Source organism: Ruegeria sp. G12 (assembly GCF_056533565.1).
In genome coordinates, this window is sequence record NZ_JBQFOO010000009.1 from 165,959 (window position 1) to 190,900 (window position 24,942).

Consider the following 24,942-nt stretch of genomic DNA (forward strand, 5'->3'; position numbering starts at 1 on the left):
ACCGATCAACAAACCCTCTGGCCCGCCCGCCCATTCTGCGATAGGGGTGCGCACCTGCAACCAGGAACGCATCACCCATGACCACACGCGCCGGATTCATCGCCCTGATCGGAGAGCCCAACGCAGGCAAATCCACCCTTCTGAACCGCATGGTCGGGGCCAAGGTCTCGATCGTGACACACAAGGTGCAAACCACCCGCGCCCGCATCCGGGGCGTGGCGATGGAGGGTGACGCGCAACTGGTCTTTGTCGACACGCCGGGCCTCTTCAAACCCCGCCGCCGGCTGGACCGCGCCATGGTCGCTGCCGCATGGGGCGGGGCGGCGGATGCCGACGTGGTGGTGCTGATGGTCGAAGCCCATCGCGGCATCACCGAAGGGGTCGAGCGCATCCTCGAAGGTCTGGAAGAAATCGGGCAGGGCCGCACCATCGCGCTGGCCATCAACAAGATCGACAAGGTGCCCTCGGAAAAACTGCTGGCGCTGACCAGCGACCTGAACGCCCGCTATCCTTTTGCGGAAACCTTCATGATCTCGGCCGAAAAAGGCCACGGCGTCGACGATCTGCGCAAATGGCTGGCGTCAAAGCTGCCCGAAGGCCCGTGGCTCTACCCCGAAGACCAGATCGCTGACCTGCCGATGCGCATGATCGCCGCTGAGATGACGCGCGAGAAACTGACCCTGCGCCTGCATCAGGAACTGCCCTATCAACTGACCGTCGAGACCGAAAACTGGGAAGAGCGCAAGGACGGTTCCGCCAAGATCGATCAGGTCATCTATGTCATGCGCGACGGCCACAAAGGCATCGTGCTGGGCAAACGGGGCGAGACCATCAAGGCGGTCAGCCAGGCCGCGCGGGCGGAACTGGAAGAATTCCTCGACCGCAAGATCCACCTGTTCCTGCAAGTCAAAGTCCGGCCCAACTGGCTGGAGGAATCCGAGCGCTATTCGGAAATGGGTCTGGATTTCAAAGACGGCAACGCATGACCCGGCTGACGGCCGAATTCTGGGTCCATGCCTATCTGGCGCGGCTGCGGTTTCAGGAAATCCCGGCCTTTGTGGTCGCCCACGGGGATGACACCGCAGGCGCGGTGTTGGTCAAGCTGAACACGCTCGACGGTCACGCGGTCGCGTTTCAGCGCAGTTTCGATCTGATGAGCGGTGAGCGGACATGGGTCGAATTGTCCAGCGGCCCCGAATCTGACGTGGATGCCGCCGTCACCCGGCAACGCAGCTTTGACCCCGACCTTTGGGTGATCGAGGTTGAGGACCGGCAGGGACGGCATCTGCTAGGCGAGGAGGGGCTGGACTGAGGCCACTCAACGGGTCTTGGACCAGCGACGCAAAGCGACTATTTTATGGCTGAATCCCGCCCGGCCAAGAGCCGGAAAACCCAGCGGACATAGCAGGACAAAGAGGTGTTGGCGTGGCTGAAACGCTTGCAGAGAAACTGGAAAAGTCAAATCTTGGCCACTGGATGCAGCGGTTCGAGGGGTTCATGGTCTTTATCGGCGTCGTCGGCCCTTTCGCGACGCTGCCGCAACTAGTCAAGCTCTATTTCACCCATTCGCAACACGCCACGGGCCAGTCGCTGCTGTCCTGGTCGCTTTATGCGGCGCTGTCATTTCTGTGGTTCGCCTATGGGCTGGTGGTCGGCAAACTGCCGATCTATGTGGGCAACGGCATCTCGATGGTGCTGAACATCCTGATGGTCGTTGGCATCCTGATCCACGCTGGCGTGACGTTTTGATCCGCCAGTTCAAGGGTGCAAACTTTGGGTCACTGTGAGGGGGCCGAAATCTCTCAGTCCAGATGCCAGCCCTCCTCGTAACGTCCCAGCACTCTGGACAGGTCCAGCAGCGATGCAAACAGTCGCGCGTATACATCCCGGGACAGCATCGGTTTGTTGTCGTCCAGCAGTTGAACAAGATCGACCACATCGGCAGCAAAGGCCTCGTATACATGCTTGTCGGCCGCCGTGGGGTCCAGCGTCCAGATGTCGTGATCGTCGTAAAAGGTGGCTGGCAGGGGTTCGTCGTCAATCATAATTTGCCCTCTTTCCGTTTGAAGGCACAGGTGGGGGTGGTGAAAACGCGGTCAAAACAGATGGCAGAAAGTCACAAGAATTTGGCGATTGGAAAAAACGCCAAAACTCTTCGGCACTTGCGCATCTGTCGCCCTTGGGATTTTCTGCGGGCAGGCTGACACAAAACCGGATCACATCTTGGACTGGCGCGATCACGGCATTCTTCTGACCTCTCGTCGTCACGGCGAAACGGCGGCGATTATCGAGGTTTTCACCGAAGGCCACGGTCGCCATGCCGGTGTCGTGCGCGGTGGCACCAGCCGCAAGATCGCGCCCATCCTGCAACCCGGCGCGCAACTGGACGTGCTGTGGCGCGCACGGCTAGAGGAACATATCGGCAGTTTTCAGGTCGAACCGCTGCGATCGCGCGCGGCGGCGGCGTTTTCCGGGCGGCTGGCGCTGGCTGGGCTGAACGCGGTGGTTGCGCTGTTGTCTTTTTGCCTGCCCGAACGCGAACCGCACCCGGCGATCTACAAGCAGACCGAACAGTTGATGGACCTGCTGGGGCAGGATGAGATTTGGCCGCTGGCCTATCTGCGCTGGGAACTGGCTTTGCTCGAAGAACTAGGCTTTGGCCTTGATCTGCAAACCTGCGCGGTGACGGGGGCGGTTGAGGGGCTGGTCTATGTCTCCCCCAAATCCGGCCGAGCCGTTAGTGCCAAAGGGGCAGGGGAGTGGGCCGACAAGCTGCTGCCATTGCCACCCTGTTTGCGCGGCGAAGGGCTGGCGCCTGATGCCGAAATTGTCGAAGGGCTGAACACCACCGGCTATTTCCTGCAACACCGCGTGGCCCCGGCTTTGGGGCACAATCCGCTGCCCGAGGCGCGGTCGCGATTTCTGGAACAGCTTAGTCGGCGGCTTTGAACACCATCTCGTGCCCATCCTCGTTGCGCAGGATCAGCACGTCGCCGGACACCTCGGACTGGGTCATTGCCATCAGGGCGGCGAAATAAAACCCTTCGGCTTCAAGACCGGCGCAGGCGGCGCGGGTTGCTGCCAGATCGGTGATCTCGAACCACGGATAGGGTGCGTTGAGGGTGCCGTTATAGCTGTTGCAGGGGGCATTTCCCTCGATCCGCCCCGGTTCGGGAAAGCGCAGCAGGGCGCTGGCCTCATAGGGCTGCCCGTCGATTTCCTGCAGCACCCATGTCTGATCCGCCGCGCCATAAGCGGCGACGGTTTCGTCCTTGTCGCACTGGAACAGGGCCATCAGGGGCAGCAGAAGGGTCAGGCGTGTCATCGGGTGTGTCCTTCAATACGGGTTCGCACCGCTCAGCAATTCCTCGCGGACTTCCAGGCGGGGCCGCCAGTTATAGCGAGTGTCCTCGACCATCGGGGCCCAGAACAGAGCGCCGCTGTTGCGCCAGGGGTCAAGGATGATGCCCTTATCCATCGGGTCGCCCTTGGCGCTGATCAGCGCCGAGTGATGAATGATCCGGAACTGTGTTGGCGGAGAGGTCACCCAATGCAGGTCCAGCGTCTTGAACTGCTCTTGTCGCAGGCGACCGGTCATGGCCTCGGCCCAGTCGTTGCACAGGCCCTTTTCGCGAAACCCGTTGGCGATCTTGGCGTTGTGGATGATGGCGGCGTCGGTAACGTTCCATTCCTGCTTTAGCCGTTGCGAATGGGTGTAGGCGATGACAGCGGCCTCTTGCGCCTCGGCCGGATCGACATTGGGGCCGAGGTTGCGGATAGCCGTCGCCAACCCGTCGATATCGGCTTGCGTGGCGGTCGGCGGAGTGGTGGCGCAGGCGCTCAGTGCGAGGGCGGCGAGGATCGCGCAGAGGGCCAGTAATCGTCTTGTCATCTAAAGACTCTGTCAGGAAAGGTGTTTCGCAAGACGCTCTACCCCCGTTCGGGCCCGGATCATAGGGGGAGTTTGCGGGTCGGCGGAATCGACCCGACCTGCCCGAAAAAGACCCGGCACAAAGGCCGGGTCAGTTGGGGAAACAGGGCTGTCGAATTCGATCACCCGAGCAGACGTCGCGCGATGACCTGTGCCTGAATTTCGGCAGCCCCTTCGAAAATGTTCAGAATGCGCGCGTCACACAGGACGCGGCTGATCTTGTATTCCAGCGCAAAGCCGTTGCCGCCATGGATCTGCAGACCATTGTCCGCCGCCGCCCAGGCCACGCGCGCGCCCAACAACTTGGCCATCCCCGCCTCAAGGTCACAGCGCTGGCCGTGATCCTTCTCCCACGCCGAGAAATAGGTCAGTTGCCGCGCGATCATGATTTCCACCGCCATCATTGCCAGCTTGCCGGACACGCGGGGGAAATTGATCAGCGACTTGCCGAATTGCTTGCGGTCAACGGCGTATTGCATGGCGATGTCCAGCGCGCTTTGCGCCACGCCGATGGCGCGGGCGGCGGTCTGGATGCGGGCGGATTCGAAGGTCTCCATCAATTGTTTGAAGCCTTTGCCTTCTTCACCGCCCAGCAGGTTCTCGCCCTTGACCTTGAAACCGTCAAAACCCAGCTCGTATTCTTTCATGCCGCGATAGCCCAGAACCTCGATCTCACCACCCGTCATGCCGGGGGTGGGGAAAGGGGTCTCATCCGTGCCCGGCGTTTTCTCGGCCAGGAACATCGACAAGCCGCGATGGTCGGTAGTGTCGGGGTTGGTGCGGGCCAGCAAGGTCATCACATGGGTACGGGCTGCATGGGTGATCCATGTTTTGTTTCCAGTGACCTCATAGTCGCCCTCGGCATTTTTGACCGCGCGGGTGCGCAGGCTGCCGAGGTCGGACCCGGTGTTGGGCTCGGTGAACACGGCGGTGGGCAGAATCTCGGCACTGGCGATCTTGGGCAGCCACTGTGCCTTTTGCTCGTCGGTGCCGCCCGCGATGATCAACTCGGCCGCGATCTCGGAGCGAGTGCCCAGCGAACCGACGCCGATATAGCCGCGCGACAGTTCTTCGGACACCACGCACATGGATGCTTTGGACAACCCGAACCCACCGAATTCCTCGGGGATGGTCAGGCCGAAGACACCCATCTCGGCCAGTTCCTCGATGATTTCCATCGGGATCAACTCGTCCTTCAGGTGCCAGTCATGGGCGTTCGGTTCGACCTTTTCCTGAGCATAGCGGCGGAATTGCTCGCGGATCATTTCGAGTTCCTCGTCGAGCCCCGAGGCCCCGAACATGGTTGACCCGGCCTGATCCTGCATCAATTCCACCAGACGCGTCCGTGCGGCCTGAGAATTGGCCTGCGCCATCAGGGTCTGCACTTCGCTGCACTGAAAGCCCGACAGTGCGTCCCAACCAAGCCCGAGGTCCTGCAGGCGCACGACCTCGCCCTGGTTCATCGGGATGCCGCCTGCGACCTGATGCAGGTATTCACCGAAGGCGATCTGGTGCAGAAGCTGCTCGACCTCGCCGAACTTGCCGTCAGGCTCCAGCGCCTCGGCCCAGCGTTGCATCTGGGTGAGCGACTGGTGATAGGTGGCCAGCCACGCCAGCCCATGGGCGGCGGTCTGGTTGGCCTCGATCAGCGCGCCCGAGATGCGGCCATCCGCCGTCACCATGCCGCGCACGGACTCGCGGGCGCGCTCGAACACGGTCTCGACCGCAGGTACTGCGGCCCGGGTCAGGGCAAGAAGGTCGGGCAAAACAGCTGCTGTCGTCATCTCGGTCATATCCTGTCCGTCATGGGCCATGAATCGCATCCTTTCATCAGTCGTACGGTCATACCATGCTGCACGTGCAGCGCAACAAAAATACCTGTGGGGGTGTAAAAAAGTTCGAAAGTTGCGCTATTGATTTTGCAGGTGCAGAGCGCCCGGGGGATGGTATTGAGAGGTCATGACACTGTTTTCCGCACTTACGCCGCTGGAATTTGCGCTGGCCATCCTGATTGGCTTTGTGGCGGGTTGCGTCAAAGGCATGGTCGGCTTTGCAATGCCAATGGTGCTGATTTCCGGCCTAAGCCTGTTCCTGCCGCCCAATCTGGCCCTGGCGGGGCTGATCCTGCCGACGCTAGTGACCAACGGCGTGCAGGCCTTGCGCGAGGGGACAGGGGCGGCGATGCAGTCCATCCGCAGGTTCCGGGTGTTCCTGATCGTCGGGCTGATCTTTTTGCTGGCCGGGGCGCAGTTTGTCAGCATTCTGCCGCCATCGACGTTCCTACTGATGATCGGCATCCCAGTGACGTTCTTTGCCTTGATACAGGTTTTGGGAGTGCGGCTGGTGATCCGCCACCCATCGGCCCGGATCGAGGCATTGGTCGGGGCAACTGCCGGGCTGGTGGGCGGCATGTCCGGCGTATGGGGGCCGCCGACGGTGGCTTATCTGACCGCGCTGAACACGCCCAAACTGGAACAGATCCGCATTCAGGGCGTGATCTACGGGTTAGGGGCAGTGGCCTTGGTGTTGGCGCATCTGGGGTCGGGAATTCTGCGCGCGGACACGGTTCCATTGTCTGTGGCGCTGATACCGCCCGCGCTGGCGGGCATGTGGGTTGGTTTGCACCTGCAGCAACGGATCGATCAGGAGAGTTTCCGCAAGGCGACGCTGTGGGTGCTGCTTCTGGCCGGTCTGAACCTGCTGCGGCGTGGGTTTATGGGCTAGCGGCGGTTCTCGGCGAAGCGGAAGGCGAAATAGAGCCCCAGCATCAGGAAGAACAGGCCCGAGATATCCCCGATCAGATAGGCGATATATTCGGCGGTGGCGCTGCCGAAGGCCAGATTGGTCAGCATGGACACCAGGAATGACGTGATCACCCCGACGCCCATAATGCAACTCCAGCACGGTTTCCGGTCGGCCCGCGGAAACAGGTCCCAACCTGCCCATTTCAGCAGGTAGAACACGGCAGGGACGGTAGTGACCGCAATCGTGATGGCCAGCAGGCGGCTGGGCAGAAACACATCCGACCCGCCGACATACCAGAAGACGAAAAACACACCCGGCAGAAGCGCCGGGATCGCCCGCCACCCCAGCAGCCACGCCGATAGGACCCGCACGCCATGCGGCAGGAACAGCAGGCTGGCCCGGCTGGGATATTCAGGAAAGAACACGTTCTGCAACGGCATCAGCACCTCGAACGAGAGGAACCATGCCAGAACGTAAGCCAAAGAGGCGTAGGTGGTTTCAGAAGCCCAGTTGCGCACGGTGGTCAGTCACCGTTGCGCAGGTTCGAGGCGTCATCTGGGGGCATGAACGATATACCGCCCCCGGTTGGCCGTACCGCTTTGCGACAGGTAGCCTTTTTCGACCAGCGACTTCAACGCGCGGAAAAAGGTCGGCCGCGATACGCTTTTGACCAGCGTGTGTTCGATCAGACCGAAGGTGCGGACCTCTTGATCGGCTTTTGAAAGTTCTTCGGCCGCGTAGTAAATATCGCGTTCAACCGGAGAGAGCTTTTCCAGCCCAAGGGTCTGTTCCATGCTTTGCATCAGCTTGCGCAGCTCGGTGAGTTTCGAGATTTCTGTCATTGATTTACCTGTTTTTGTCTGCGCCAATGCCCGCGAAATTTGGGCGAGTCGGAACGGGCTGAGCGAGTAACTTTTCAGCAAGTCCCATATTGACACATATCCCCATACTTATAGACTACACGTCTGATTAGGTTGCTCATTTCGCCAACGTGAGTGTGTGTGCGTGAGCCGCCCATAGGTATTTTCAATTTTGGCCCGGTGCGTCAGCGCCGGGCTTATTCAGTCTAATAGGCAGCAGACCTACCTTATGTTGTGGTATTGGGCAATGCATTTGTAACTGGCCCGTTAATTTCGCAACTCTCAGAGGATCAGAAGGGACACATCTACCCGGCAAGAAAAAGGGGCGCGAACGCCCCTTAGCTTAAGTTTAGCCGATCGCGACGGCTTTGATGTCCTCGTCAATGAACGGGACGTATTGCTCGAAATTCTCGGCAAACATCTGCACCAGTTTTTCCGCCTGTTTGTCAAAGGCGCTTTGGTCATCCCATGTGCGGCGCGGGTCCAGCAGAACCTCGGGGACGCCGGGAACCGAGACCGGGACGTCAAAGCCGAAATTCGCATCTTTGCGGAATTCGGCATCCGCCAGCGAGCCCTCCAGCGCGGCGGTCAGCAGGGCGCGCGTGGCCTTGATCGGCATCCGGCTGCCCACGCCATAAGCGCCACCGGTCCAGCCGGTGTTGACCAGCCAGCAGGTGGCGCCATGCTGGGCGATCTTGTCGCGCAGCAGGTTGCCATAGGCCTCGGGACGGCGCGGCATGAACGGCGCGCCGAAGCAGGTCGAGAAGGTGGGCTGCGGTTCCGTCACGCCACGCTCGGTGCCTGCGACCTTCGAGGTAAAGCCCGACAGGAAGTGATACATCGCCTGCGCTGGCGTCAGCCGCGCGATCGGAGGCAGCACGCCGAACGCATCGCAAGTCAGCATGATGATGTTCTTGGGATGCCCGCCCAAGGCCGATTTCGACGCGTTCGAGATATATTCCAACGGATAAGCGCAGCGCATGTTCGCGGTCAGCGAGTCGTCGTTGAAATCCAGTTCTTTGGTTTCCGGGTCGAAGACCATGTTCTCGATTACAGTGCCGAACTTGGTGGTGGTGGCGTATATTTCCGGCTCGGCCTCGGCGTTGAGGTTGATCGTCTTGGCATAACAGCCGCCCTCAAAATTGAAGGTGCCGCGATCCGACCAGCCGTGTTCATCATCGCCGATCAGAACCCGCGCGGGGTCAGCGGACAGGGTGGTTTTGCCGGTGCCCGACAGGCCGAAGAAGACGGCGGTGTCGACCGGGTTGCCCACGGCGTGGTTGGCCGAGCAGTGCATCGGCATCACGCCCTTCTCGGGCAGCATGTAGTTCAGCAGGGTAAAGACGGATTTCTTATTCTCGCCTGCATATTCGGTGCCGCCGATCAGGATCAGCTTGCGGTCAAAGTTCAGCGCGATCACCGTTTCGGACCTGCAGCCGTGCTTGGCCGGGTCGGCCTTGAAGCTGGGGCAGTTGATGACCGTGAAATCTGCGGTGAAATCGTCCAGATCCTCACGATCAGGGCTGCGCAGCAGGTGGCGGATGAACAGGTTGTGCCAGGCCAATTCCGTGACCATGCGCACGTTGATCGAATAGCTGGGATCGGCCCCGCCGACGAGGTCCTGCACGAAATAGTCGCGGCCCTTCATATGGGCCAGCATATCTTGGTAAAGCGCGTCAAACCCTTCGGGGCTCATGGCGGCGTTGTTTTCCCACCATATGCTGTCGGCCACGCTGTCGGTTTTGACGACGTGCTTGTCCTTTGGGGACCGGCCCGTGAACTTGCCGGTGGTGACCAGAAACGCACCGCCATTGCCAAGGGTGCCTTCGCCACGCTTCAGCGCCTCTTCGATCAGCGCCGGTTCCATGAAGTTGTAATAGACATGTCCCAGACCCTCGATGCCCTGATCTTCGAGGCGGAATTGCGGGTTAACCCGTCCAGATGTCATGTGTGTCTTCTCCTGTGGTGGCGCGGGCCTTGGGCCGGATGCGCCATGGGCAGATGCCGGGATAAGCCCGGCGGTCAAGCGCCTCTTATCATGGTATTTTGGGGCATGAACAGGTGGGTTTGGCGAGTTAGCGCAACCAAGCACAGGTTTAGCGCCATCACGAATTGCCTGCCGTAATTCAGGGCAACAATTCGGGCGGGGCAAGGCAATTTTGCCGCATACCTGCCGCAAGAATGGCACGATTCGTGGTTACGGATTGATTCGGTAGATCAAAAACGCCAACAATGTCTTACAAAAAAGCGTATTATTGCGCGAGTGAGCAGGAATAGGGGTGAACCCGATGTCGAAGATTGCACTGGTGGACGACGACAGAAACATTCTGACGTCCGTGTCCATGACGCTTGAAGCCGAAGGTTTCGAGGTCGAAACATATAATGACGGGCAGGCCGCTCTGGACGCGTTCAACAAGAAGCTTCCGGATATGGCCGTGCTGGATATCAAGATGCCGCGTATGGACGGCATGGATTTGCTGCAGCGGCTGCGCCAGAAAACGCAGATGCCGGTAATTTTCCTGACCTCGAAAGATGATGAGATCGACGAGGTTCTGGGCCTGCGCATGGGCGCGGATGACTATGTAAAAAAGCCGTTTTCCCAACGTTTGCTGGTGGAACGCATCCGTGCGTTGCTGCGCCGGCAAGAGGCCACAAGCGGCGATGCGACCGCTGCTAATACCGGCGATACCAAGGTAATGGAACGTGGGGAATTGCGGATGGACCCGCTGCGCCATGCGGTCAGCTGGAAAGGGACGGATGTGTCTCTGACCGTGACCGAGTTCCTGTTGCTGCAGGCGCTGGCCCAGCGTCCGGGCTTTGTCAAAAGCCGCGATCAGCTGATGGATGTGGCCTATGACGATCAGGTCTACGTGGACGACCGCACGATCGACAGCCACATCAAACGCCTGCGCAAGAAGATGCGTGCAGCAGACTCTGAGTTTTCGGCCATCGAAACCCTTTACGGGATCGGGTACAGATACAACGAAGAATAGGCCTGGCCGTCTACAAGAGGTAATGGGGTTCCGTGCGCGACACTGAACGAACCGATGAATTGCGCGACGGTGACGTCGTTCTGGGGGATGACTGGGTTATCCCGCAGGACCTCGATTCGGAAGAACTGCAGCATAAGCGATCCCGCCGGAACCTGTTTTCCCTGCGCGGCTCGCCGCTGGCGCGCAAGATCATCACCTTCAACCTGATCGCCCTGGTCATTCTTGTGACCGGGTTGCTCTATCTGAACGACACCCGCAAGGAACAGGTTCAGCAGACGGCGCGCAACCTGATGGGAGACGCGCAATTGGTCAGCAACGTGTTTGAGACTCAGTTGCGGCAGGGAAGCGCACAGAACCCGCGCGATGCCTCGGATCTGGACGTCAAGGACACCCTGGCGGGCCTCAGCCTGCCCAAAGGCGGCGAAGTGTTCGTCTACGATTCCAGTGGTACCTTGATCGGTTGGACGCGCGGGGCGTCTCCGCCATCGGAACTGCCTGTGTTGCTGCGCTCGGACGCGGATATCCAGACCGGCAGCACGGTGATCAGCGATACCTTGAACGCCGTCTGGACTGGCCTGTCCCGCATCATCAATTGGTCACCCGAGGTTGAGGCACCGACCCTCGCACAGCGTGTTCAGACCATTGTTCCGACCGCGTTGCAGGGCCAGAATCAAGTGCAGGCGGTGTCGGACGAAGCAGGCGATACCGTAATCGTCGCCGCCGCGCCGATCCTGTACGAGGGTATTCCCGCCGGAGCGGTCGCCATTACCGGGCCCGCCGGTGAGATTGACGCTTTGGCGCGGCGCGAACAGGAGCGTGTGCTGCAGATGTTCGTTGTGGCGCTGCTGGTGTCCATCGGTCTCAGCCTTGTACTGGCCTCGACCATCGCCAACCCGCTGGCCGATCTGGCCGCCGCTGCCGAAATGGGCAAGGACCGGGGCACTGGGGTCAATCCCGGCCGCATCCGCATCCCCGATCTGAGCGCGCGCCCGGATGAGATCGGACGCCTCAGCCAGGCCCTGCGCGGGATGGTGACCGCGCTTTACAACCGGATCGACGCAAACGAACAATTCGCCGCCGACGTGGCGCATGAGATTAAGAACCCGCTGGCCAGCCTGCAATCGGCGGTCGGCACCCTGCGGATGGTCAAGCGCGACGATCAGCGTGAAAAGCTGCTGGGTGTGATCGAGCATGACGTGAAGCGTCTGGACCGTCTGGTCAGCGATATCTCGAATGCCTCGCGTCTGGACGCGGAACTGGTGAAAGAGGAAGAACAGCCCTTCGACTTGTTGAAACTGCTGGGCAATATCGGCCAGTTCCTGGGTGAGGATGCCCGGTCCAAAGGCATCGATTACATCACCGACCTGCCAAGCGATCCCATCGTGGTCAATGGGCTGGAGGCCCGTCTGGCGCAGGTCTTTGTCAACCTGATCACCAACGCGATTTCCTTCTGCGAGGAAAGCGATGCGATCCGGGTTTGGGTCCGCAAGCGAGACAACCGCGTGCTGGTGGTGGTCGAAGACACCGGCCCCGGTATCCCCGAAGAATCGCTAACCAAAGTGTTCAAACGCTTCTATTCGCAGCGCCCCGCCGAGCATTTCGGGAACAACTCGGGCCTGGGTCTGGCCATTTCGAAACAGATCGTCGAGGCCCATGGCGGCGTGATCTGGGCCGAGAATATCCGCCCGTCCGAGGCGGACATCACATCAGACCCGCTGGGCGCGCGTTTTGTCGTGGGGCTGCCAGTCTGACATCATGACCATAGCGGCCCTGTCAGATGCGTTGAATCAGGACAGTGCCTGTGTTCATGCAACTTGCGTTGCCGTCGATGGCAAGGGGCTTCTGATCGTTGGGGCCTCGGGGTCCGGCAAATCCGGTCTTGGTCTGCGTATGATGGCGCTGGGGGCAGGTCTGGTCGCGGATGACAGGGTCAATCTGCACATGGACTCCGATCAAGTCATCGCCGAGCCTGTTCCGCAGATCTCGGGCCTGATCGAGGCGCGCGGTATCGGCCTGCTGCGGGCCACGCCTTGCGGCCCCTCACCGCTGGCCTATGTCGTCGATCTGGATCAGGTCGAAACAGCCCGCCTGCCGGAACCGGAAACGATGCGGGTGCTGAGGCAATCTGTTCCCTTGCTTCGCGGGGCCGACCTGCCCAATTTGGCGGAAGCTTTGATCCAACTGCTCAGGATGGGACGCGTGACCACGGATTGGCCCGGCACATGACTTCGCAACGGCGCATCGTTCTGGTGACTGGCCCCTCGGGCGCTGGCCGGTCCACGGCGATCCATGTCCTTGAAGACTTGGGGTTCGAGGCCATCGACAACCTGCCCATGGGCCTGTTGTCCCGACTGCTGGACGGGGCCGAAAGCGACCGCCCGATGGCCCTTGGCATCGACGCCCGCAACCGGGATTTCTCGACCATCGGGTTCATTGAACTGGCGGCCAAGCTGGGCCGCATGGCGCAGGTCGATCTGACGGTGCTCTATCTCGACTGCAGCGACGATGTGCTGCTGCGGCGATTCTCTGAAACGCGCAGGCGGCACCCGGTGGCGCGCGACTCAAGCCCGGAAACCGGCGTGCGGCAGGAAAAGGAACTGCTGGCCCCGATCCGCGAGATTGCCGATACCCTGATCGACACCAGCGCGCTGAACGTGCATCAGTTGCGGGAAGAGGTCGAACGCTGGTTCGCCCCCAAGGACGGTCGGCATTTGGCGGTGTCGGTGGAATCCTTCTCGTACAAACGCGGCCTGCCGCGCGGTCTGGACATGGTGTTTGACTGCCGGTTTCTGGCCAACCCCTACTGGCGGCCCGAATTGCGGGCAGCGGATGGTCGAAACCCGGATGTGGCGCACTATGTACAGTCCGATACGAACTACGCACCGTTTTTCGACCGTGTCGTGGATTTGCTGACACTTCTGCTGCCGGCCTTTCGCGCCGAAGGCAAAGCACACCTGTCCGTGGCGTTCGGCTGCACGGGCGGGCAGCACCGATCCGTCGCCATGGCCGAAGCGGTTGCGAAAGCCCTTGCAGAGGGGGGGCAGCAGGTGGCAATTAGGCATCGCGAAATGGAACGACGCGCGTTGAATGTGAGGCGGGATTGATCGGGATAGTGATCGTAGCGCATGGGGGGTTGGCTCAGGAATACCTGTCCGCCATGCAGCATGTGGTCGGACCGCAGCCCGGCCTGAAGGCCATCGCGATCGAGGTCGACCACAACCGCGACGAAAAACAGGCCGAAATCTGCCGCGCCGCCGATGAGGTCGACGTGGGCGACGGCGTTGTGATCGTGACCGACCTGTTTGGCGGCAGCCCGTCGAATCTCAGCCTGCGGGCCTGCGCGCCGCAGGATCGGCGCATCCTTTATGGCGCAAATCTTCCGATGCTGATCAAATTGGCCAAAAGCCGCCACCTGCCGGTCGCCGATGCGGTGCGCCGGGCAATGGAGGCTGGACGGAAGTACATCAATGCGCAAAATGTGACATTGGATTAAGACCGGATTGATTGAAATGACCAGCCGAAGCCTGAAAATCATTAACGAAAAGGGTCTGCACGCCCGCGCCTCGGCCAAGCTGGTTGAACTGGTCGAAGGCTTTGACGCCCGCGCTGAAGTGTCCAAAGACGGACTTTCTGCCTCAGGGGACAGTATCATGGGCCTTTTGATGTTGGCAGCCTCGCGCGGAACCACTATTGACGTCGAGACGTCCGGGCCGGATGCTGAGGCATTGGCAGAAGCCCTGGAAGCTCTTGTGAACGACAAGTTCGGAGAGGGGTTCTGAACCGCCCCGCCGGGACAGCAAGAACGGGAAGACCAGGAATTGGCGGAAACGACGCACGAAACCAAGACAGGCCCGATGGTGGATGGGACCGCGGATCAGGGCGAGATCTACGACCGTAGAACCCTGACCTATGCGAACTCGTTCGACGACGCCTGGACCTCGACGGCCATCCGCGCCATCGAATGGTGCACCGGCAAGCTGACCATTCTGCGAATGGTCAACAAGTTCGAGAAAAAGAACGAATACTATCGGGGCCAAAGGTTCTGGCGTGGCGCGCTGGATATCATGGGCATCGACCTGACAACCCCGCAGGATCAGATCGACCGCATTCCCAAGAAAGGCCCGGTTGTCGTGGTTGCAAACCACCCGCACGGCATGGTCGACGGCATGATCCTGGCCGAACTGATCGGACGGGTCCGCAGCGACTACCGCATCCTGACCCGCTCGGTCCTGACCGGGCTGGACGAGGCTGCGACCTCGTTCATGATCCCCGTTCCCTTCCCGCATGACCCCGAGGCGCAGGCCAAAATGCTAGAGATGCGCGGCAAGGCGATGGAGCATCTGAAAAACGGCGGCGTCGTGGCCCTTTTCCCATCCGGCGTGGTGATGTCGTCGGATGACTGGTTCGGCCCGGCCATCGAGCGCGAGTGGAATGTCTTCACCGCCAAAATGATCCGCCGTTCGGGCGCGCAGGTGGTGCCGATCTTCTTCCCGGGCCGCAACTCGCGTGCCTATCAGATCGCCAACAAACTGTCTGCGATCCTTCGGCAGGGCCTGCTGCTGCACGAGATCGTCCGCTCCTGCAACAAGCCGCAATCTCCGGTGATCGGCCAGCCGGTCTCGGACGAGGACATGCAATTGCTGGAACGCGACCCGCGCGGCTTCATGGCCTGGCTCAGAAAGCGCACGATGGCGCTGGGCCGGACACCCAACGCCTGATCCGGAACTTCATCTGGCCAAAAATATCCCGGGGGTGAGCCCGGATAAAATCCGGGCGAGGGGGCTGGCCCCCTTTACCGTGTCGGAACCGGAACCTCACCGCGATAATCATAAAACCCGCGTTCGGTCTTACGGCCCAGCCATCCGGCTTCGACATATTTGGTCAGCAGCGGGCAGGGTCGGTATTTGGTATCCGCCAGCCCATCATGCAGAACGTTCATGATCGCCAGACAGGTGTCCAACCCGATGAAATCCGCCAATTCCAGCGGCCCCATGGGGTGATTGGCCCCCAGCTTCATAGACTGGTCAATGGACTGCACGCTGCCCACGCCCTCGTACAGGGTATAGACAGCCTCATTGATCATCGGCATCAGAATGCGGTTCACGATGAAAGCCGGAAAATCCTCGGCGCTGGCGGCGGTCTTGCCCAGCCGATCCACCACGGCTTTGCAGGTGCTGAATGTCTGTTCATCGGTCGCGATACCGCGAATCAGTTCTACCAATTGCATCACCGGCACCGGGTTCATGAAGTGGAACCCCATGAACCGTTCGGGCCGGTCCGTCCGGCTGGCCAGACGAGTGATCGAGATCGAGGATGTATTCGAGGTCAAAATCGTATGCGGCAGAAGATGTGGTTGCAGGTCCTCAAAGATCGCTTGCTTGATCGCCTCGCGCTCGGTCGCCGCTTCGATCACCAGATCGGTCTGCCCCAGTTGCGGCAGTTCCAGCGTCGTGCTGATCCGCTTCAACGCCCCCTGCATGGCCTCTTCCGAGATTTTCCCCCGCGACACCTGACGCGCCAGATTGCCTTCAATCGTGGTCACGGCGCTGTCCAGCGCGTCCTGGCTGACATCGTTCAGCAGAACGTCATAATCCGCCAGCGCCAAAACATGGGCGATGCCATTGCCCATCTGGCCCGCGCCAATCACTCCGACCGATTTTACATCCATGTTCAGTGCCTTTGTTCTTGGGTTGCCGCGACATTACCGGCAGTTCGGGGCGGGCGGCAAGGGACTCGGTTGGGTTGGATTTGCTTCAAATGCGCACATTAGCATTTTCTCAAGACCTGAGGCGGCAGGATGGCAGCGAGTGAAAATTGGGTGAGTGATATGAGCTATCATCAAACGGGCGCGGGATTGCCCGAAGACCATGTGTGCCGCTACGGGGCATCAAAGCTGCAGTTTCGCGGACCGAAGCGATCCTTAGACGGGTCCTATCTGGCCTGTCTGGGCGAGGATGAGACGTTTGGACGTTTCGTTGACCAACCGTTTCCGGCCTCTCTGGAACAGCGTCTGGACCGCAAATGCGTCAATTTCGGAAGCCTCTTCTGTGGGTTGGAGGCTCTGTCGCAGGATGCTGATCTGCGGGACATGGCCAATGCGGCCGAACTGTGCGTGTTGCAGGTGCCGGGTGCGCTGGGGCAGTCGAATCGGTTCTACAAAGTGCACCCGTGCCGCAACGACCGCTTCCTCGCACCGACGGAGGATCTGGTCGCCCTATACCCGGATCTGGACTTCACAGACGTGCATTTTGTCCGCCACCTGCTGGGGCGGCTGCACGCATGTTCCGATGCACGGTATGAGGTCGTGGCACAGGAATTGCGCCAGCAATGGACCCGGACGATGGTGCGGTTTCTACAACAGATCGAACCGCCGGTCATTCTGCTGTGGCTGCGCGTGGATGGTGAGATTGCGACTGAATATGGCGGCCCGCTCGGCTGTGATCCGGTTTTTGTCGGGGCCGATATGGTCGAGGGTTTGAGGCCGCTTTGCGCCGGGATCGTTGACCTGAGCGTGCGGATGTCCGGCGACTCGGATGAGATCGAGGATTTACTGTTCGGAACCCTGCAGCAGCCCATGGCTGAGCACATGATCGGACCAGCCTCGCACCGCCGGATCGCGGATGCATTACATACTGCGATCAGCGATCTGAATTGAAAAGGCCCGCCTGTTGGCGGGCCGTTCCTAGATTTTCCGACGAAAAATCTCAGGCTGTGATCAGCCGAGTTTCTCGGTCAGTTCCGGCACCGCCTGGAAAAGGTCTGCGACCAGTCCGAAATCGGCAACCTGGAAAATCGGCGCTTCTTCGTCCTTGTTGATCGCAACGATGACCTTCGAGTCCTTCATCCCCGCAAGGTGCTGGATCGCGCCCGAGATGCCGACAGCGACGTACAGATCGGGGGCAACAACCTTACCGGTCTGACCCACCTGCCAATCGTTCGGGGCATAGCCCGAGTCGACCGCAGCACGCGAGGCACCAACCGCCGCGCCCAGCTTGTCGGCCAGCGTTTCGATCAGTTTGAAGTCCTCTTCCGAACCGACACCACGGCCGCCCGAAACAACAACGCCAGCCGAGGTCAGTTCAGGACGGTCGCTTTCCGCCACCTTGTCCTCGACCCACTCCGACAGGCCTTCGGAACCCGGAACCGAGATGGTCTCAACCGGGGCCGAACCGCCTTCGCCCGCAGCATCAAAGCTGGCAGTCCGCAGGGTGACAACCTTCTTGGCGTCGTTCGATTTCACGGTCTGGATCGCGTTGCCCGCATAGATCGGGCGCTCGAAGGTCGAGCCATCCACAACACCGGACGCATCCGAGATCACCATCACGTCCAGCAGCGCAGCAACGCGCGGCATCACGTTCTTGGCGTCGGTGGTTGCCGGGGCCACGATGTGCTCATAGCCGTCGGCCAGCGACACGATCAGCGCTGCGGTCGATTCCGCAAGGCGATGACCCAGCGAGGCATCCTCGGCGACCAGAACCTTGGCAACGCCATCGATCTTGGCGGCGGCCTCACCAGCAGCAGCGGCGGAACCGCCTGCGGCCAGAACAGTCACGTCGCCCAGAGCTTTTGCAGCGTTGACAGCCTTAGCGGTGGCGTCCAGCGACAGCTCACCATTGTTGACTTCAGCGAGAAGAAGAACAGCCATTACACAGCCCCCGCTTCTTTGAGTTTCTCGACCAGCTCGTCAACCGAGCCCACCACGATACCGGCAGCGCGCGCGGGCGGCTCGTCGGTTTTGACAATCTCAAGACGCGGAGTGACGTCAACGCCGTAGTCGGCGGCGGTTTTCTCATCCAGCGGCTTTTTCTTCGCCTTCATGATGTTGGGCAGCGAGGCATAGCGCGGCTCGTTCAGGCGCAGGTCAACAGTCACGATGGTCGGCATCTTGACGCTGATGGTCTGCAGACCACCATCCACTTCGCGAGTGATCTTGGCGCTGTCGCCTTCGATGTCCAGTTCGGACGCGAAGGTACCCTGGGACCAGCCCAGCAGGGCCGACAGCATCTGACCGGTGGCATTCATGTCGTTGTCGATCGCCTGTTTGCCAGCCAGAACGATGCCCGGCTGTTCCTCTTCAACAACTTTGGCGAGGATTTTGGCAACGGCCAGCGGTTCGATATCAGTGTGGACGTCATCAGCGGCAACCACCAGAATCGCACGGTCCGCACCCATGGCCAGCGCGGTCCGCAGGGTTTCCTGCGCCTGCTTTACGCCAATCGAAACGGCAACGACTTCGTCCGCTTTGCCCGCTTCTTTCAGGCGGATCGCCTCTTCTACGGCGATTTCGTCGAAGGGGTTCATCGACATTTTGACATTGGCGAGATCGACACCGCTGCCGTCCGCCTTGACGCGGACCTTCACGTTATAGTCGATCACGCGTTTGACAGGCACGAGTACCTTCATATTGCGCTTGCTCCTCACAAAAAACGGTAAGCCGCGAAGCCCACCAATGCTCTCGGGGGACTGAATAGCGTCTCAGGTCGCACGACAACAGGGCAAAATCGTCACGTCATGCACTTGGGACGTCGCGTTTTGTGCTTTTTTCAGCGTGCGGAAGTGCTGCGTCGGGATGCGGAGAACGGGCGCTTAGCGGTTGGCGCCCGGAATCCACAAAACATCGTCCTTGCCGCCGTTGTTGGCGCAGCGCGCGGCGACAAAGAACCAGTCGCTCAGACGGTTGAGGTATTTCACCGCCACCGCGTTCACCGGCTCCATATTGGTCAGCTCAACCGCCAGCCGCTCGGCCCGGCGCGAGACCGTTCTGCAGACATGCAGATGCGCCGCCAGACGCGAGCCGCCGGGCAGGATGAAACTGCGCAGCGGTTCCAGATCGGCGTTCATCGCGTCGATCTCGGCCTCGAGCCGGTCGATCTGAGCGGGCGCGATGCGCAGGGGCGGATAGTCGGCCTCGGCATCTTTTTCCATGTCGGGGCGGCAGAAGTCTGCGCCCAGATCGAACAGGTCGTTCTGGATGCGGGCGAGGGCGGCGTCGGTCTCGCCATCGGCCTCGGTTCGGGCAACGCCGACGAAGGAATTCAACTCGTCCACCGTTCCATAGGCCGCCACACGGCCGGAATACTTGGCGACACGCTCGCCATTGCCCAGGGCGGTTTTGCCGTCATCGCCGGTGCGGGTGTAAATCTTGTTCAGTACGACCATCTATTGCACTCCTTGCCCGCGCAGCCAGACGAAAAGAACGATCAGCACGACGGCGACGAACTGAAACAGGATACGCAGCCGCATCATCTTGTTGCTTTTCTTGGCAGCTTCCATGCCGCCCTTGCCGAAATTGGCGATGCCCAGGGTCAGCACAACGACCACTGCCGCCATGGCCAGAAGCAAAACGACCATCAAAAGGTCCATGAACTCACCGTCTGTGTGTTATTTGCGATTGGCCTGATCTAGCCTTTGTCGCGCCAAAAGCGAACAGGTTTTTTAACTCAGTCCGCCGACAGGATGCGATCAATCGCGCGGGTGGACAGGACGCGGCGCAGATATCCGGCGATATAGGTGGGGGTCGTCACGTAGTACCGCGCCCGGGGTCTGCGGGATTCGACCGCATGGGCCAGCTTTGCCGTCACCGCCGAGGCTGGCAGTTCGAACCGGTCGGGCCCCGAGGATTCGTAGAGCCGTTTCAGCAAACCGGCCTCGTATTTCTCGCGCAGGGCCGAGTTCTTCCAGTCGATGAACCGTTCGAACATGGGGATCGAGTTCACGCGGATTTTCGATGTAACCGGGCCGGGTTCGATCAGGATGACCTTGATATCCGTGTCCCGCAACTCCATCCGCAGTGTATCCGTCAGCCCCTCGACCGCGTATTTTGTGGCCACATAGGCCCCGCGCCACGGAATCGCCACCAGCCCCAGCACCGAAGAGTTCTGGACGATTCGCCCGTGCCCCTGCGCCCGCATGATTGGGATGATCTGCCGGGTCAGTTCGTGCCAGCCAAAGAAATTCGCCTCGAAAATCTGGCGCAGGCCGTCGGTGGGTAGGTCCTCGACCGCGCCGGGCAGCCCGTGCGCGCCGTTGTTGAACACCGCGTCCAAAGTGCCGCCTGTGGCTTCGATCACCTCGGCCAGGCCGGACGTGATGGTCGCCGCGTCGGTATAGTCGATTCGGGGGCTTTCGAACCCTTGCGCCCGCAGCCGGTCACAGTCTCGCTGCTGGCGGCAGGAGGCAAAAACCCGCCAGCCGCGCGCACGCATACCGTGTGCGGCGTCCAGACCTATGCCCGAGGAACAACCTGTAATGAGAATTGATTTCTGCATGTCATCCCCGACCTTGTCCTGCGCCCATAGCTATGGTCAGGAATGCGGCAGAGCAATGACATGCAGGTTCTAGTTGTTGGTTTTCCGAACAAGTGAGGCCGAAATCCAACCGATCTGTTGCGTGGGTACCACGCGCAGGCGCAACCAGCCGGTGCCGGATTCGCTGAGGATTTCGACCTTCTGGCCGATGATGGCCTTGCCGATGATCGGATAGATCGTGCCGGGGCCGTCGCGCATGTTCACGCGAGTGCCCGAGATTTCGCGGATATCCTTCTCGGGTTCCGGCTGGGCTGGAATCGCGGCCGGTTCAGGCTCCACATCCGTTACGACCTGCTGCAGCCCGGCCACGCCTTGTTCCAGCGACGCCAGCGTCAGGGTTACGCTTTGGTCATCGAACAGGGACGGGTTCGCCCTGAGCCCTGCGGCGACTTGCGACAGCAGCGCTTTGGTTTCCTCTTCCCCAAGGACAGGTTCGACTGGGGTCTGGGGCGGAGCAATATCCGAAGGTTGCAAAGCCACGCGGGTCACAAGCTGTTCCACCGGGGCCTCGACCACAGGTTTTGGGGCAGGTTTGGGTGCCACGGCCACGCGTTCAGGTTGTTCGGCGCGCACGCCGCGCGGCTCGAAATCGGGACCCCCGCTCATTACATAGAAGGTCCAGCCAAGTGCGGCAAAGGTAACTAGTATCAGGCGCGTCATGGCGCATCCCCCGGCAATCGTAACATCAAAAAACAGGCAGCAACTTAATTGAAGAAATCCTAGCATAATTTGTGGGCCGAGTCGAAAGATGGGGGAAATCCGGGGGTTGCCTCCCCCTGTTGCAAAAAGCGCGACTTGTCCCCAGCAAAATATGCCGCGGTTGCTTTACCAAGGCGCGCGTGCGTTGTACCACATCATATATGAACGATACGATCGACGACCCCAACATGGAGGCCCCCGAAGGCGGGGGCGAGGTAGCCGAACCGCTGCGCCGCGCCATAGGTGAGCGTTACCTGACCTATGCGCTGTCCACCATCATGCACCGGGCGCTGCCCGATGCGCGGGACGGGCTGAAGCCTGTGCACCGGCGAATCCTCTATGCGATGAGAGAGCTACGACTCAGTGCAACCGGAGGTTTTCGGAAGTCCGCAAAGATTTCCGGCGACGTGATGGGCAACTATCACCCGCATGGCGACGCCGCGATCTACGACGCGATGGCGCGGCTGGCGCAGGACTTCAACGTCCGTTATCCGCTGGTAGACGGGCAGGGGAATTTCGGCAATATCGACGGCGATAACCCTGCGGCCTCGCGATACACCGAAGCGCGGATGACCATCGTGGCCGAGGCGCTGCTTGAAGGTCTGAACGAAGACGCCGTCGATTTCCGCGACAACTACGACGGCACGCTGACCGAGCCGGTCGTGTTGCCCGCGCAATTCCCGAATCTGCTGGCGAATGGCGCCAGCGGTATCGCAGTTGGGATGGCGACGAATATTCCGCCGCACAATATCTCGGAGCTTTGCGATGCCTGTCTGCATCTGATCAAGACGCCGGATGCGCGCGACGATACTTTGCTGAACTATGTCCCCGGCCCGGATTTCCCGACCGGCGGCGTGATCGTTGAGCCGCCCGAGAATATCGCGCAGGCCTATCGCACCGGGCGCGGGTCCTTCCGTCTGCGCTGCAAGTTCGAGGTCGAGGATCTTGGTCGCGGCCAGTGGCAGATCGTCGTCACCGAGATCCCCTATCAGGTTCAGAAATCCAAGCTGATCGAAAAGATCGCGGAACTGATCCAGACCAAGAAAATCCCGATCCTCGCCGATGTGCGCGACGAATCCGCTGATGACATTCGTCTGATCCTTGAGCCGCGTTCCAAGAACGTGGACCCCGAGGTTCTGATGGGCATGCTCTATCGTAACTCGGACCTCGAGGTGCGGTTCAGCCTGAACATGAACGTGCTGATCGACGGCGTGACGCCCAAGGTCTGCTCGATGAAGGAAGTGCTGCGCGCCTTCCTTGATCACCGGCAAGAGGTCCTGATCCGCCGCTCGCGTCACCGGATGGCCAAGATCGACCACCGGTTGGAGGTGTTGGAGGGCTTTATTGTCGCCTTCCTCAACCTCGACCGCGTGATTGACATTATCCGCTATGACGACGACCCCAAAGCCGCGCTGATGCGCGAAGATTGGGGCATCGATCATGTGCGTGCCACGGACGAATCCGACTATATCACGCCCAAACCGGGTGAAGGCGAGCTGTCCGAGGTTCAGGTCGACGCCATTCTCAACATGCGTCTGCGGTCCTTGCGCCGTCTGGAAGAGATGGAACTGGTCCGCGAACGTGACGAGTTGATGCTGGAACGCGCCAACCTCGAAGACCTGCTGGCCGATCCGGCCCTGCAATGGGCCAAGATCGCCGAGCAGTTGAAAGAGACCAAGAAGACCTTCGGCAAAGACTACGAAGGCGGCGCGCGCCGCACGCGGTTCGCCGAGGCCGGACAGGTCGAGGAAGTGCCGCTTGAGGCGATGATCGACAAGGAACCGATCACGGTCGTCTGCTCTCAGATGGGCTGGATCCGCGCTATGACCGGTCACATCGACCTGAAGCGCGAACTGAAGTTCAAGGACGGCGACGGCCCGCGGTTCATCTTCCATGCAGAAACCACGGATCGTTTGCTGGTCTTTGCCTCGAATGGTCGATTCTACACCGTCAGCGCCGCCAACCTGCCCGGTGGGCGTGGGATGGGTGAGCCGCTGCGTCTGATGGTCGACCTGCCGAACGAGGCTCAGATCATCGACATCCTGATCCACAAGCCGGGGCGCAAGCTGCTGGTGGCCTCGGATGCGGGCAACGGCTTCATGGTGCCCGAAGATGAGGTGCTGGCCCAGACCCGCAACGGCAAACAGGTGCTGAACGTCAAGGGCGACGAAACCGCGATGATCTGTAAGCCGGTTGAAGGCGATCACGTGGCCGTTGTCTCGCAGAACGGCAAGTTCCTCGTCTTCCCGACCGAAGAATTGCCCGAGATGACGCGGGGCAAGGGCGTGCGTCTGCAGAAATACAATATGGCTCGGGGCCGTCAGGGCACGCTGGAACTGGATGGCGGGTTGTCCGATGTGACCACCTTCAACTGGGAAGAGGGCCTGAAATGGTCGATGGGCGGCGACAAAACCCGGCACGAGGCGGATATGTCCCAATGGCTGGCCAAGCGTGCAGGCGTTGGCAAAAAGGCCCCCTACGGCTTCCCGCGCAGCTATAAATTCTCGTGATCCAGCGCCGCGCCCAAGTGAATTTCTGCCGATACGGCTTGGCACACCCCGTATCGGTGCGCTAGATCAAAGAAAAACAGGCCTATCGAGACGAGAGACATGCTGCGCATTCTGACACTGATCACCGGGCTGGCCCTGATGGGCGCGTGTACCCAGACGCAAGTTTATGAAGAGCCCGAAAGTCTGGGCGAATTCAAACTGCGTGTGAACTATGCCTTCGCCGACAAGGCCGTTCAGGGGCCGGTGTCACGCGATGCCACGCCGGACGAATGGACCGATGCGATCCAGAATGCGGTCGATATTCGTCTGGGGCGCTACGAGGGCGCGCAGGAATATGACATTGGCATCAGCCTCGAAGGGTACATGCTGGCCCCTCCGGGCATTCCAGTGATTTACAATCCGAAAAGCACTGCGATTGTTCTGGTCAACGTCTATGACGTGAACAAGAAAGAGTTTCTGGCCAAGGGCAAACAGTTTCAGGTGCTGGAAGACACGACCGGTGAAAGCGCTCTGACCGGATCGGGCAATACCCGCACCAAGGAAGAGCAGATGAGCGGTCTGGCCCTGAAAGTCGCCGACCGGGTCGAGGAGTGGCTGGCCGAGGAACATAAGGACAATGGATGGTTCGACGGGCGTCCTGACCTGATCCAACCGCTCGATTCCGTCGAGGTCACGCAAAATCCAGCGTAACAAACCGCTTTTCCCGCAGGATGTGCTTGATTTTCCCCTGCGAACCAAATATCTCGCGCGCGCAGATGTAACCACGGGACCAAGGGTCCCCCAAATCGCAAAAGGGCGCCTGAGGAATGGCAAAGGAAAAGTTTGAGCGTACAAAACCGCACGTCAACATCGGCACGATTGGCCACGTTGACCATGGTAAAACGACGCTGACCGCAG

Annotated in this window: 30 protein-coding genes; 16 read left to right on the plus strand and 14 right to left on the minus strand. The window is 60.5% G+C overall.

Annotated features, from left to right (window positions below; all coding sequences use genetic code 11):
- Positions 1–77 precede the first annotated feature (77 nt).
- The 3 genes from era to ACR0JN_RS18980 all read left to right on the plus strand — a co-directional run bounded on the left by era (position 78) and on the right by ACR0JN_RS18980 (position 1,749).
- Positions 78–986, plus strand: coding sequence for a GTPase Era (gene era / locus ACR0JN_RS18970; RefSeq protein ID WP_480534285.1), 909 nt, complete (start codon positions 78–80; stop codon positions 984–986).
- A complete protein-coding gene (locus ACR0JN_RS18975) occupies positions 983–1,312 on the plus strand; it encodes a DUF1491 family protein (protein ID WP_480888022.1) in 330 nt (109 codons plus the stop codon). The genes era and ACR0JN_RS18975 overlap by 4 nt, the downstream gene beginning before the upstream one ends.
- Positions 1,313–1,425: 113 nt before the next feature.
- Positions 1,426–1,749, plus strand: coding sequence for a SemiSWEET transporter (locus ACR0JN_RS18980; RefSeq protein ID WP_480818198.1), 324 nt, complete (start codon positions 1,426–1,428; stop codon positions 1,747–1,749).
- A 53-nt stretch (positions 1,750–1,802) separates the two neighbouring features.
- On the opposite strand, the gene ACR0JN_RS18985 is transcribed toward ACR0JN_RS18980, so the two are convergent.
- Entirely contained in the window at positions 1,803–2,045 is a 243-nt protein-coding gene (locus tag ACR0JN_RS18985; protein WP_480888025.1) for a hypothetical protein, read from the minus strand.
- A gap of 178 nt (positions 2,046–2,223) precedes the next feature.
- Between ACR0JN_RS18985 and recO the strand changes: the two genes are divergently transcribed.
- Positions 2,224–2,949: a DNA repair protein RecO gene (gene recO / locus ACR0JN_RS18990; protein WP_480888027.1), complete on the plus strand. Its 726-nt coding sequence runs from the start codon at positions 2,224–2,226 to the stop codon at positions 2,947–2,949.
- Here recO and ACR0JN_RS18995 read toward each other — a convergent pair.
- The 3 genes from ACR0JN_RS18995 to ACR0JN_RS19005 form a co-directional block, all read right to left on the minus strand.
- Positions 2,933–3,325: an META domain-containing protein gene (locus ACR0JN_RS18995; protein ID WP_480888028.1), complete on the minus strand. Its 393-nt coding sequence runs from the start codon at positions 3,323–3,325 to the stop codon at positions 2,933–2,935. The two genes, recO and ACR0JN_RS18995, sit on opposite strands and share 17 nt — an antisense overlap.
- A gap of 12 nt (positions 3,326–3,337) precedes the next feature.
- On the minus strand, positions 3,338–3,892 hold the full coding sequence (locus ACR0JN_RS19000; protein WP_480888030.1) for a hypothetical protein: 555 nt from the start codon (positions 3,890–3,892) through the stop codon (positions 3,338–3,340).
- Positions 3,893–4,053: 161 nt separating this feature from the next.
- Positions 4,054–5,745 (minus strand): acyl-CoA dehydrogenase family protein, encoded by a 1,692-nt coding sequence (locus tag ACR0JN_RS19005; RefSeq protein WP_480888033.1) that lies wholly within the window; start codon positions 5,743–5,745, stop codon positions 4,054–4,056.
- 145 nt (positions 5,746–5,890) lie between these two features.
- Between ACR0JN_RS19005 and ACR0JN_RS19010 the strand changes: the two genes are divergently transcribed.
- Positions 5,891–6,655, plus strand: a complete 765-nt coding sequence (locus tag ACR0JN_RS19010) for a sulfite exporter TauE/SafE family protein (RefSeq protein WP_480818192.1) — start codon at positions 5,891–5,893, stop codon at positions 6,653–6,655.
- Here ACR0JN_RS19010 and ACR0JN_RS19015 read toward each other — a convergent pair.
- From ACR0JN_RS19015 to ACR0JN_RS19025, 3 genes are all read right to left on the minus strand, one after another.
- Positions 6,652–7,194: a hypothetical protein gene (locus tag ACR0JN_RS19015; protein ID WP_480818191.1), complete on the minus strand. Its 543-nt coding sequence runs from the start codon at positions 7,192–7,194 to the stop codon at positions 6,652–6,654. The genes ACR0JN_RS19010 and ACR0JN_RS19015 overlap by 4 nt on opposite strands.
- A 33-nt stretch (positions 7,195–7,227) precedes the next feature.
- Positions 7,228–7,518 (minus strand): hypothetical protein, encoded by a 291-nt coding sequence (locus ACR0JN_RS19020; protein ID WP_480612361.1) that lies wholly within the window; start codon positions 7,516–7,518, stop codon positions 7,228–7,230.
- 367 nt (positions 7,519–7,885) lie between these two features.
- On the minus strand, positions 7,886–9,484 hold the full coding sequence (locus ACR0JN_RS19025) for a phosphoenolpyruvate carboxykinase (RefSeq protein ID WP_480888035.1): 1,599 nt from the start codon (positions 9,482–9,484) through the stop codon (positions 7,886–7,888).
- Positions 9,485–9,824: 340 nt separating this feature from the next.
- Between ACR0JN_RS19025 and ACR0JN_RS19030 the strand changes: the two genes are divergently transcribed.
- From ACR0JN_RS19030 to ACR0JN_RS19060, 7 genes are all read left to right on the plus strand, one after another.
- The gene (locus ACR0JN_RS19030; protein WP_480818189.1) at positions 9,825–10,529 is read left to right on the plus strand and encodes a response regulator transcription factor; all 705 of its coding nucleotides are present in this window, start codon (positions 9,825–9,827) and stop codon (positions 10,527–10,529) included.
- 32 nt (positions 10,530–10,561) lie between these two features.
- Positions 10,562–12,280, plus strand: a complete 1,719-nt coding sequence (locus ACR0JN_RS19035; protein ID WP_480888038.1) for an ATP-binding protein — start codon at positions 10,562–10,564, stop codon at positions 12,278–12,280.
- Positions 12,281–12,284: 4 nt separating this feature from the next.
- Positions 12,285–12,755: an HPr kinase/phosphorylase gene (locus ACR0JN_RS19040; RefSeq protein ID WP_480888040.1), complete on the plus strand. Its 471-nt coding sequence runs from the start codon at positions 12,285–12,287 to the stop codon at positions 12,753–12,755.
- Positions 12,752–13,633, plus strand: coding sequence for an RNase adapter RapZ (gene rapZ, locus ACR0JN_RS19045; RefSeq protein ID WP_480888042.1), 882 nt, complete (start codon positions 12,752–12,754; stop codon positions 13,631–13,633). The genes ACR0JN_RS19040 and rapZ overlap by 4 nt, the downstream gene beginning before the upstream one ends.
- On the plus strand, positions 13,630–14,022 hold the full coding sequence (locus ACR0JN_RS19050) for a PTS sugar transporter subunit IIA (RefSeq protein WP_480888046.1): 393 nt from the start codon (positions 13,630–13,632) through the stop codon (positions 14,020–14,022). Before rapZ ends, ACR0JN_RS19050 begins: the two co-directional genes overlap by 4 nt.
- 16 nt (positions 14,023–14,038) lie before the next feature.
- On the plus strand, positions 14,039–14,308 hold the full coding sequence (locus tag ACR0JN_RS19055; protein ID WP_480818184.1) for an HPr family phosphocarrier protein: 270 nt from the start codon (positions 14,039–14,041) through the stop codon (positions 14,306–14,308).
- A 75-nt stretch (positions 14,309–14,383) separates the two neighbouring features.
- Complete coding sequence (locus ACR0JN_RS19060; protein ID WP_480888050.1) at positions 14,384–15,247, plus strand: lysophospholipid acyltransferase family protein; 864 nt, start codon at positions 14,384–14,386, stop codon at positions 15,245–15,247.
- Positions 15,248–15,321: 74 nt separating this feature from the next.
- Here ACR0JN_RS19060 and ACR0JN_RS19065 read toward each other — a convergent pair whose 3' ends face one another.
- The gene (locus ACR0JN_RS19065; RefSeq protein ID WP_480818182.1) at positions 15,322–16,197 is read right to left on the minus strand and encodes a 3-hydroxybutyryl-CoA dehydrogenase; all 876 of its coding nucleotides are present in this window, start codon (positions 16,195–16,197) and stop codon (positions 15,322–15,324) included.
- A gap of 159 nt (positions 16,198–16,356) precedes the next feature.
- Between ACR0JN_RS19065 and ACR0JN_RS19070 the strand changes: the two genes are divergently transcribed.
- Positions 16,357–17,184: a DUF6473 family protein gene (locus ACR0JN_RS19070; protein WP_480888054.1), complete on the plus strand. Its 828-nt coding sequence runs from the start codon at positions 16,357–16,359 to the stop codon at positions 17,182–17,184.
- A gap of 60 nt (positions 17,185–17,244) precedes the next feature.
- Here the strand turns inward: ACR0JN_RS19070 and ACR0JN_RS19075 are convergent, their stop codons facing one another.
- The 6 genes from ACR0JN_RS19075 to ACR0JN_RS19100 form a co-directional block, all read right to left on the minus strand.
- Complete coding sequence (locus ACR0JN_RS19075) at positions 17,245–18,174, minus strand: electron transfer flavoprotein subunit alpha/FixB family protein (protein ID WP_480888058.1); 930 nt, start codon at positions 18,172–18,174, stop codon at positions 17,245–17,247.
- A complete protein-coding gene (locus tag ACR0JN_RS19080; protein WP_171096053.1) occupies positions 18,174–18,932 on the minus strand; it encodes an electron transfer flavoprotein subunit beta/FixA family protein in 759 nt (252 codons plus the stop codon). The genes ACR0JN_RS19075 and ACR0JN_RS19080 overlap by 1 nt, the downstream gene beginning before the upstream one ends.
- Before the next feature lie 183 nt (positions 18,933–19,115).
- Complete coding sequence (locus ACR0JN_RS19085; protein WP_480888060.1) at positions 19,116–19,688, minus strand: cob(I)yrinic acid a,c-diamide adenosyltransferase; 573 nt, start codon at positions 19,686–19,688, stop codon at positions 19,116–19,118.
- Positions 19,689–19,892 (minus strand): twin transmembrane helix small protein, encoded by a 204-nt coding sequence (locus tag ACR0JN_RS19090; RefSeq protein WP_480818177.1) that lies wholly within the window; start codon positions 19,890–19,892, stop codon positions 19,689–19,691. It abuts the gene before it with no gap.
- Positions 19,893–19,969: 77 nt separating this feature from the next.
- The gene (locus ACR0JN_RS19095; RefSeq protein WP_480888063.1) at positions 19,970–20,797 is read right to left on the minus strand and encodes an SDR family NAD(P)-dependent oxidoreductase; all 828 of its coding nucleotides are present in this window, start codon (positions 20,795–20,797) and stop codon (positions 19,970–19,972) included.
- A 69-nt stretch (positions 20,798–20,866) separates the two neighbouring features.
- Positions 20,867–21,496: an SH3 domain-containing protein gene (locus ACR0JN_RS19100; protein ID WP_480888065.1), complete on the minus strand. Its 630-nt coding sequence runs from the start codon at positions 21,494–21,496 to the stop codon at positions 20,867–20,869.
- Between the two features lie 200 nt (positions 21,497–21,696).
- Between ACR0JN_RS19100 and parC the strand changes: the two genes are divergently transcribed.
- The 3 genes from parC to ACR0JN_RS19115 form a co-directional block, all read left to right on the plus strand.
- The gene (gene parC / locus ACR0JN_RS19105) at positions 21,697–24,045 is read left to right on the plus strand and encodes a DNA topoisomerase IV subunit A (RefSeq protein ID WP_480888067.1); all 2,349 of its coding nucleotides are present in this window, start codon (positions 21,697–21,699) and stop codon (positions 24,043–24,045) included.
- Between the two features lie 99 nt (positions 24,046–24,144).
- Positions 24,145–24,735, plus strand: a complete 591-nt coding sequence (locus tag ACR0JN_RS19110; protein ID WP_480612386.1) for a hypothetical protein — start codon at positions 24,145–24,147, stop codon at positions 24,733–24,735.
- Between the two features lie 116 nt (positions 24,736–24,851).
- Positions 24,852–24,942: GTP-binding protein (locus ACR0JN_RS19115; protein WP_215675807.1), on the plus strand; the 91-nt coding region annotated here is incomplete at its 3' end.

Coding starts and splice junctions, on each gene's coding strand:
- ACR0JN_RS19095 (WP_480888063.1), bottom strand. CDS start 20,797: ATGCAGAAATCAATTCTCATTACAGGTTGTTCCTCGGGCATAGGTCTG.
- ACR0JN_RS19010 (WP_480818192.1), top strand. CDS start 5,891: ATGACACTGTTTTCCGCACTTACGCCGCTGGAATTTGCGCTGGCCATC.
- ACR0JN_RS19040 (WP_480888040.1), top strand. CDS start 12,285: ATGACCATAGCGGCCCTGTCAGATGCGTTGAATCAGGACAGTGCCTGT.
- ACR0JN_RS19070 (WP_480888054.1), top strand. CDS start 16,357: ATGAGCTATCATCAAACGGGCGCGGGATTGCCCGAAGACCATGTGTGC.
- ACR0JN_RS18975 (WP_480888022.1), top strand. CDS start 983: ATGACCCGGCTGACGGCCGAATTCTGGGTCCATGCCTATCTGGCGCGG.
- ACR0JN_RS19060 (WP_480888050.1), top strand. CDS start 14,384: ATGGTGGATGGGACCGCGGATCAGGGCGAGATCTACGACCGTAGAACC.
- rapZ (WP_480888042.1), top strand. CDS start 12,752: ATGACTTCGCAACGGCGCATCGTTCTGGTGACTGGCCCCTCGGGCGCT.
- era (WP_480534285.1), top strand. CDS start 78: ATGACCACACGCGCCGGATTCATCGCCCTGATCGGAGAGCCCAACGCA.
- ACR0JN_RS19100 (WP_480888065.1), bottom strand. CDS start 21,496: ATGACGCGCCTGATACTAGTTACCTTTGCCGCACTTGGCTGGACCTTC.
- ACR0JN_RS19025 (WP_480888035.1), bottom strand. CDS start 9,484: ATGACATCTGGACGGGTTAACCCGCAATTCCGCCTCGAAGATCAGGGC.
- ACR0JN_RS19065 (WP_480818182.1), bottom strand. CDS start 16,197: ATGGATGTAAAATCGGTCGGAGTGATTGGCGCGGGCCAGATGGGCAAT.
- ACR0JN_RS19055 (WP_480818184.1), top strand. CDS start 14,039: ATGACCAGCCGAAGCCTGAAAATCATTAACGAAAAGGGTCTGCACGCC.
- ACR0JN_RS19020 (WP_480612361.1), bottom strand. CDS start 7,518: ATGACAGAAATCTCGAAACTCACCGAGCTGCGCAAGCTGATGCAAAGC.
- ACR0JN_RS19090 (WP_480818177.1), bottom strand. CDS start 19,892: ATGGACCTTTTGATGGTCGTTTTGCTTCTGGCCATGGCGGCAGTGGTC.
- ACR0JN_RS19000 (WP_480888030.1), bottom strand. CDS start 3,892: ATGACAAGACGATTACTGGCCCTCTGCGCGATCCTCGCCGCCCTCGCA.
- ACR0JN_RS19005 (WP_480888033.1), bottom strand. CDS start 5,745: ATGGCCCATGACGGACAGGATATGACCGAGATGACGACAGCAGCTGTT.
- parC (WP_480888067.1), top strand. CDS start 21,697: ATGAACGATACGATCGACGACCCCAACATGGAGGCCCCCGAAGGCGGG.
- ACR0JN_RS18985 (WP_480888025.1), bottom strand. CDS start 2,045: ATGATTGACGACGAACCCCTGCCAGCCACCTTTTACGACGATCACGAC.
- ACR0JN_RS19030 (WP_480818189.1), top strand. CDS start 9,825: ATGTCGAAGATTGCACTGGTGGACGACGACAGAAACATTCTGACGTCC.
- ACR0JN_RS19080 (WP_171096053.1), bottom strand. CDS start 18,932: ATGAAGGTACTCGTGCCTGTCAAACGCGTGATCGACTATAACGTGAAG.
- ACR0JN_RS19085 (WP_480888060.1), bottom strand. CDS start 19,688: ATGGTCGTACTGAACAAGATTTACACCCGCACCGGCGATGACGGCAAA.
- ACR0JN_RS19075 (WP_480888058.1), bottom strand. CDS start 18,174: ATGGCTGTTCTTCTTCTCGCTGAAGTCAACAATGGTGAGCTGTCGCTG.
- ACR0JN_RS19110 (WP_480612386.1), top strand. CDS start 24,145: ATGCTGCGCATTCTGACACTGATCACCGGGCTGGCCCTGATGGGCGCG.
- ACR0JN_RS18995 (WP_480888028.1), bottom strand. CDS start 3,325: ATGACACGCCTGACCCTTCTGCTGCCCCTGATGGCCCTGTTCCAGTGC.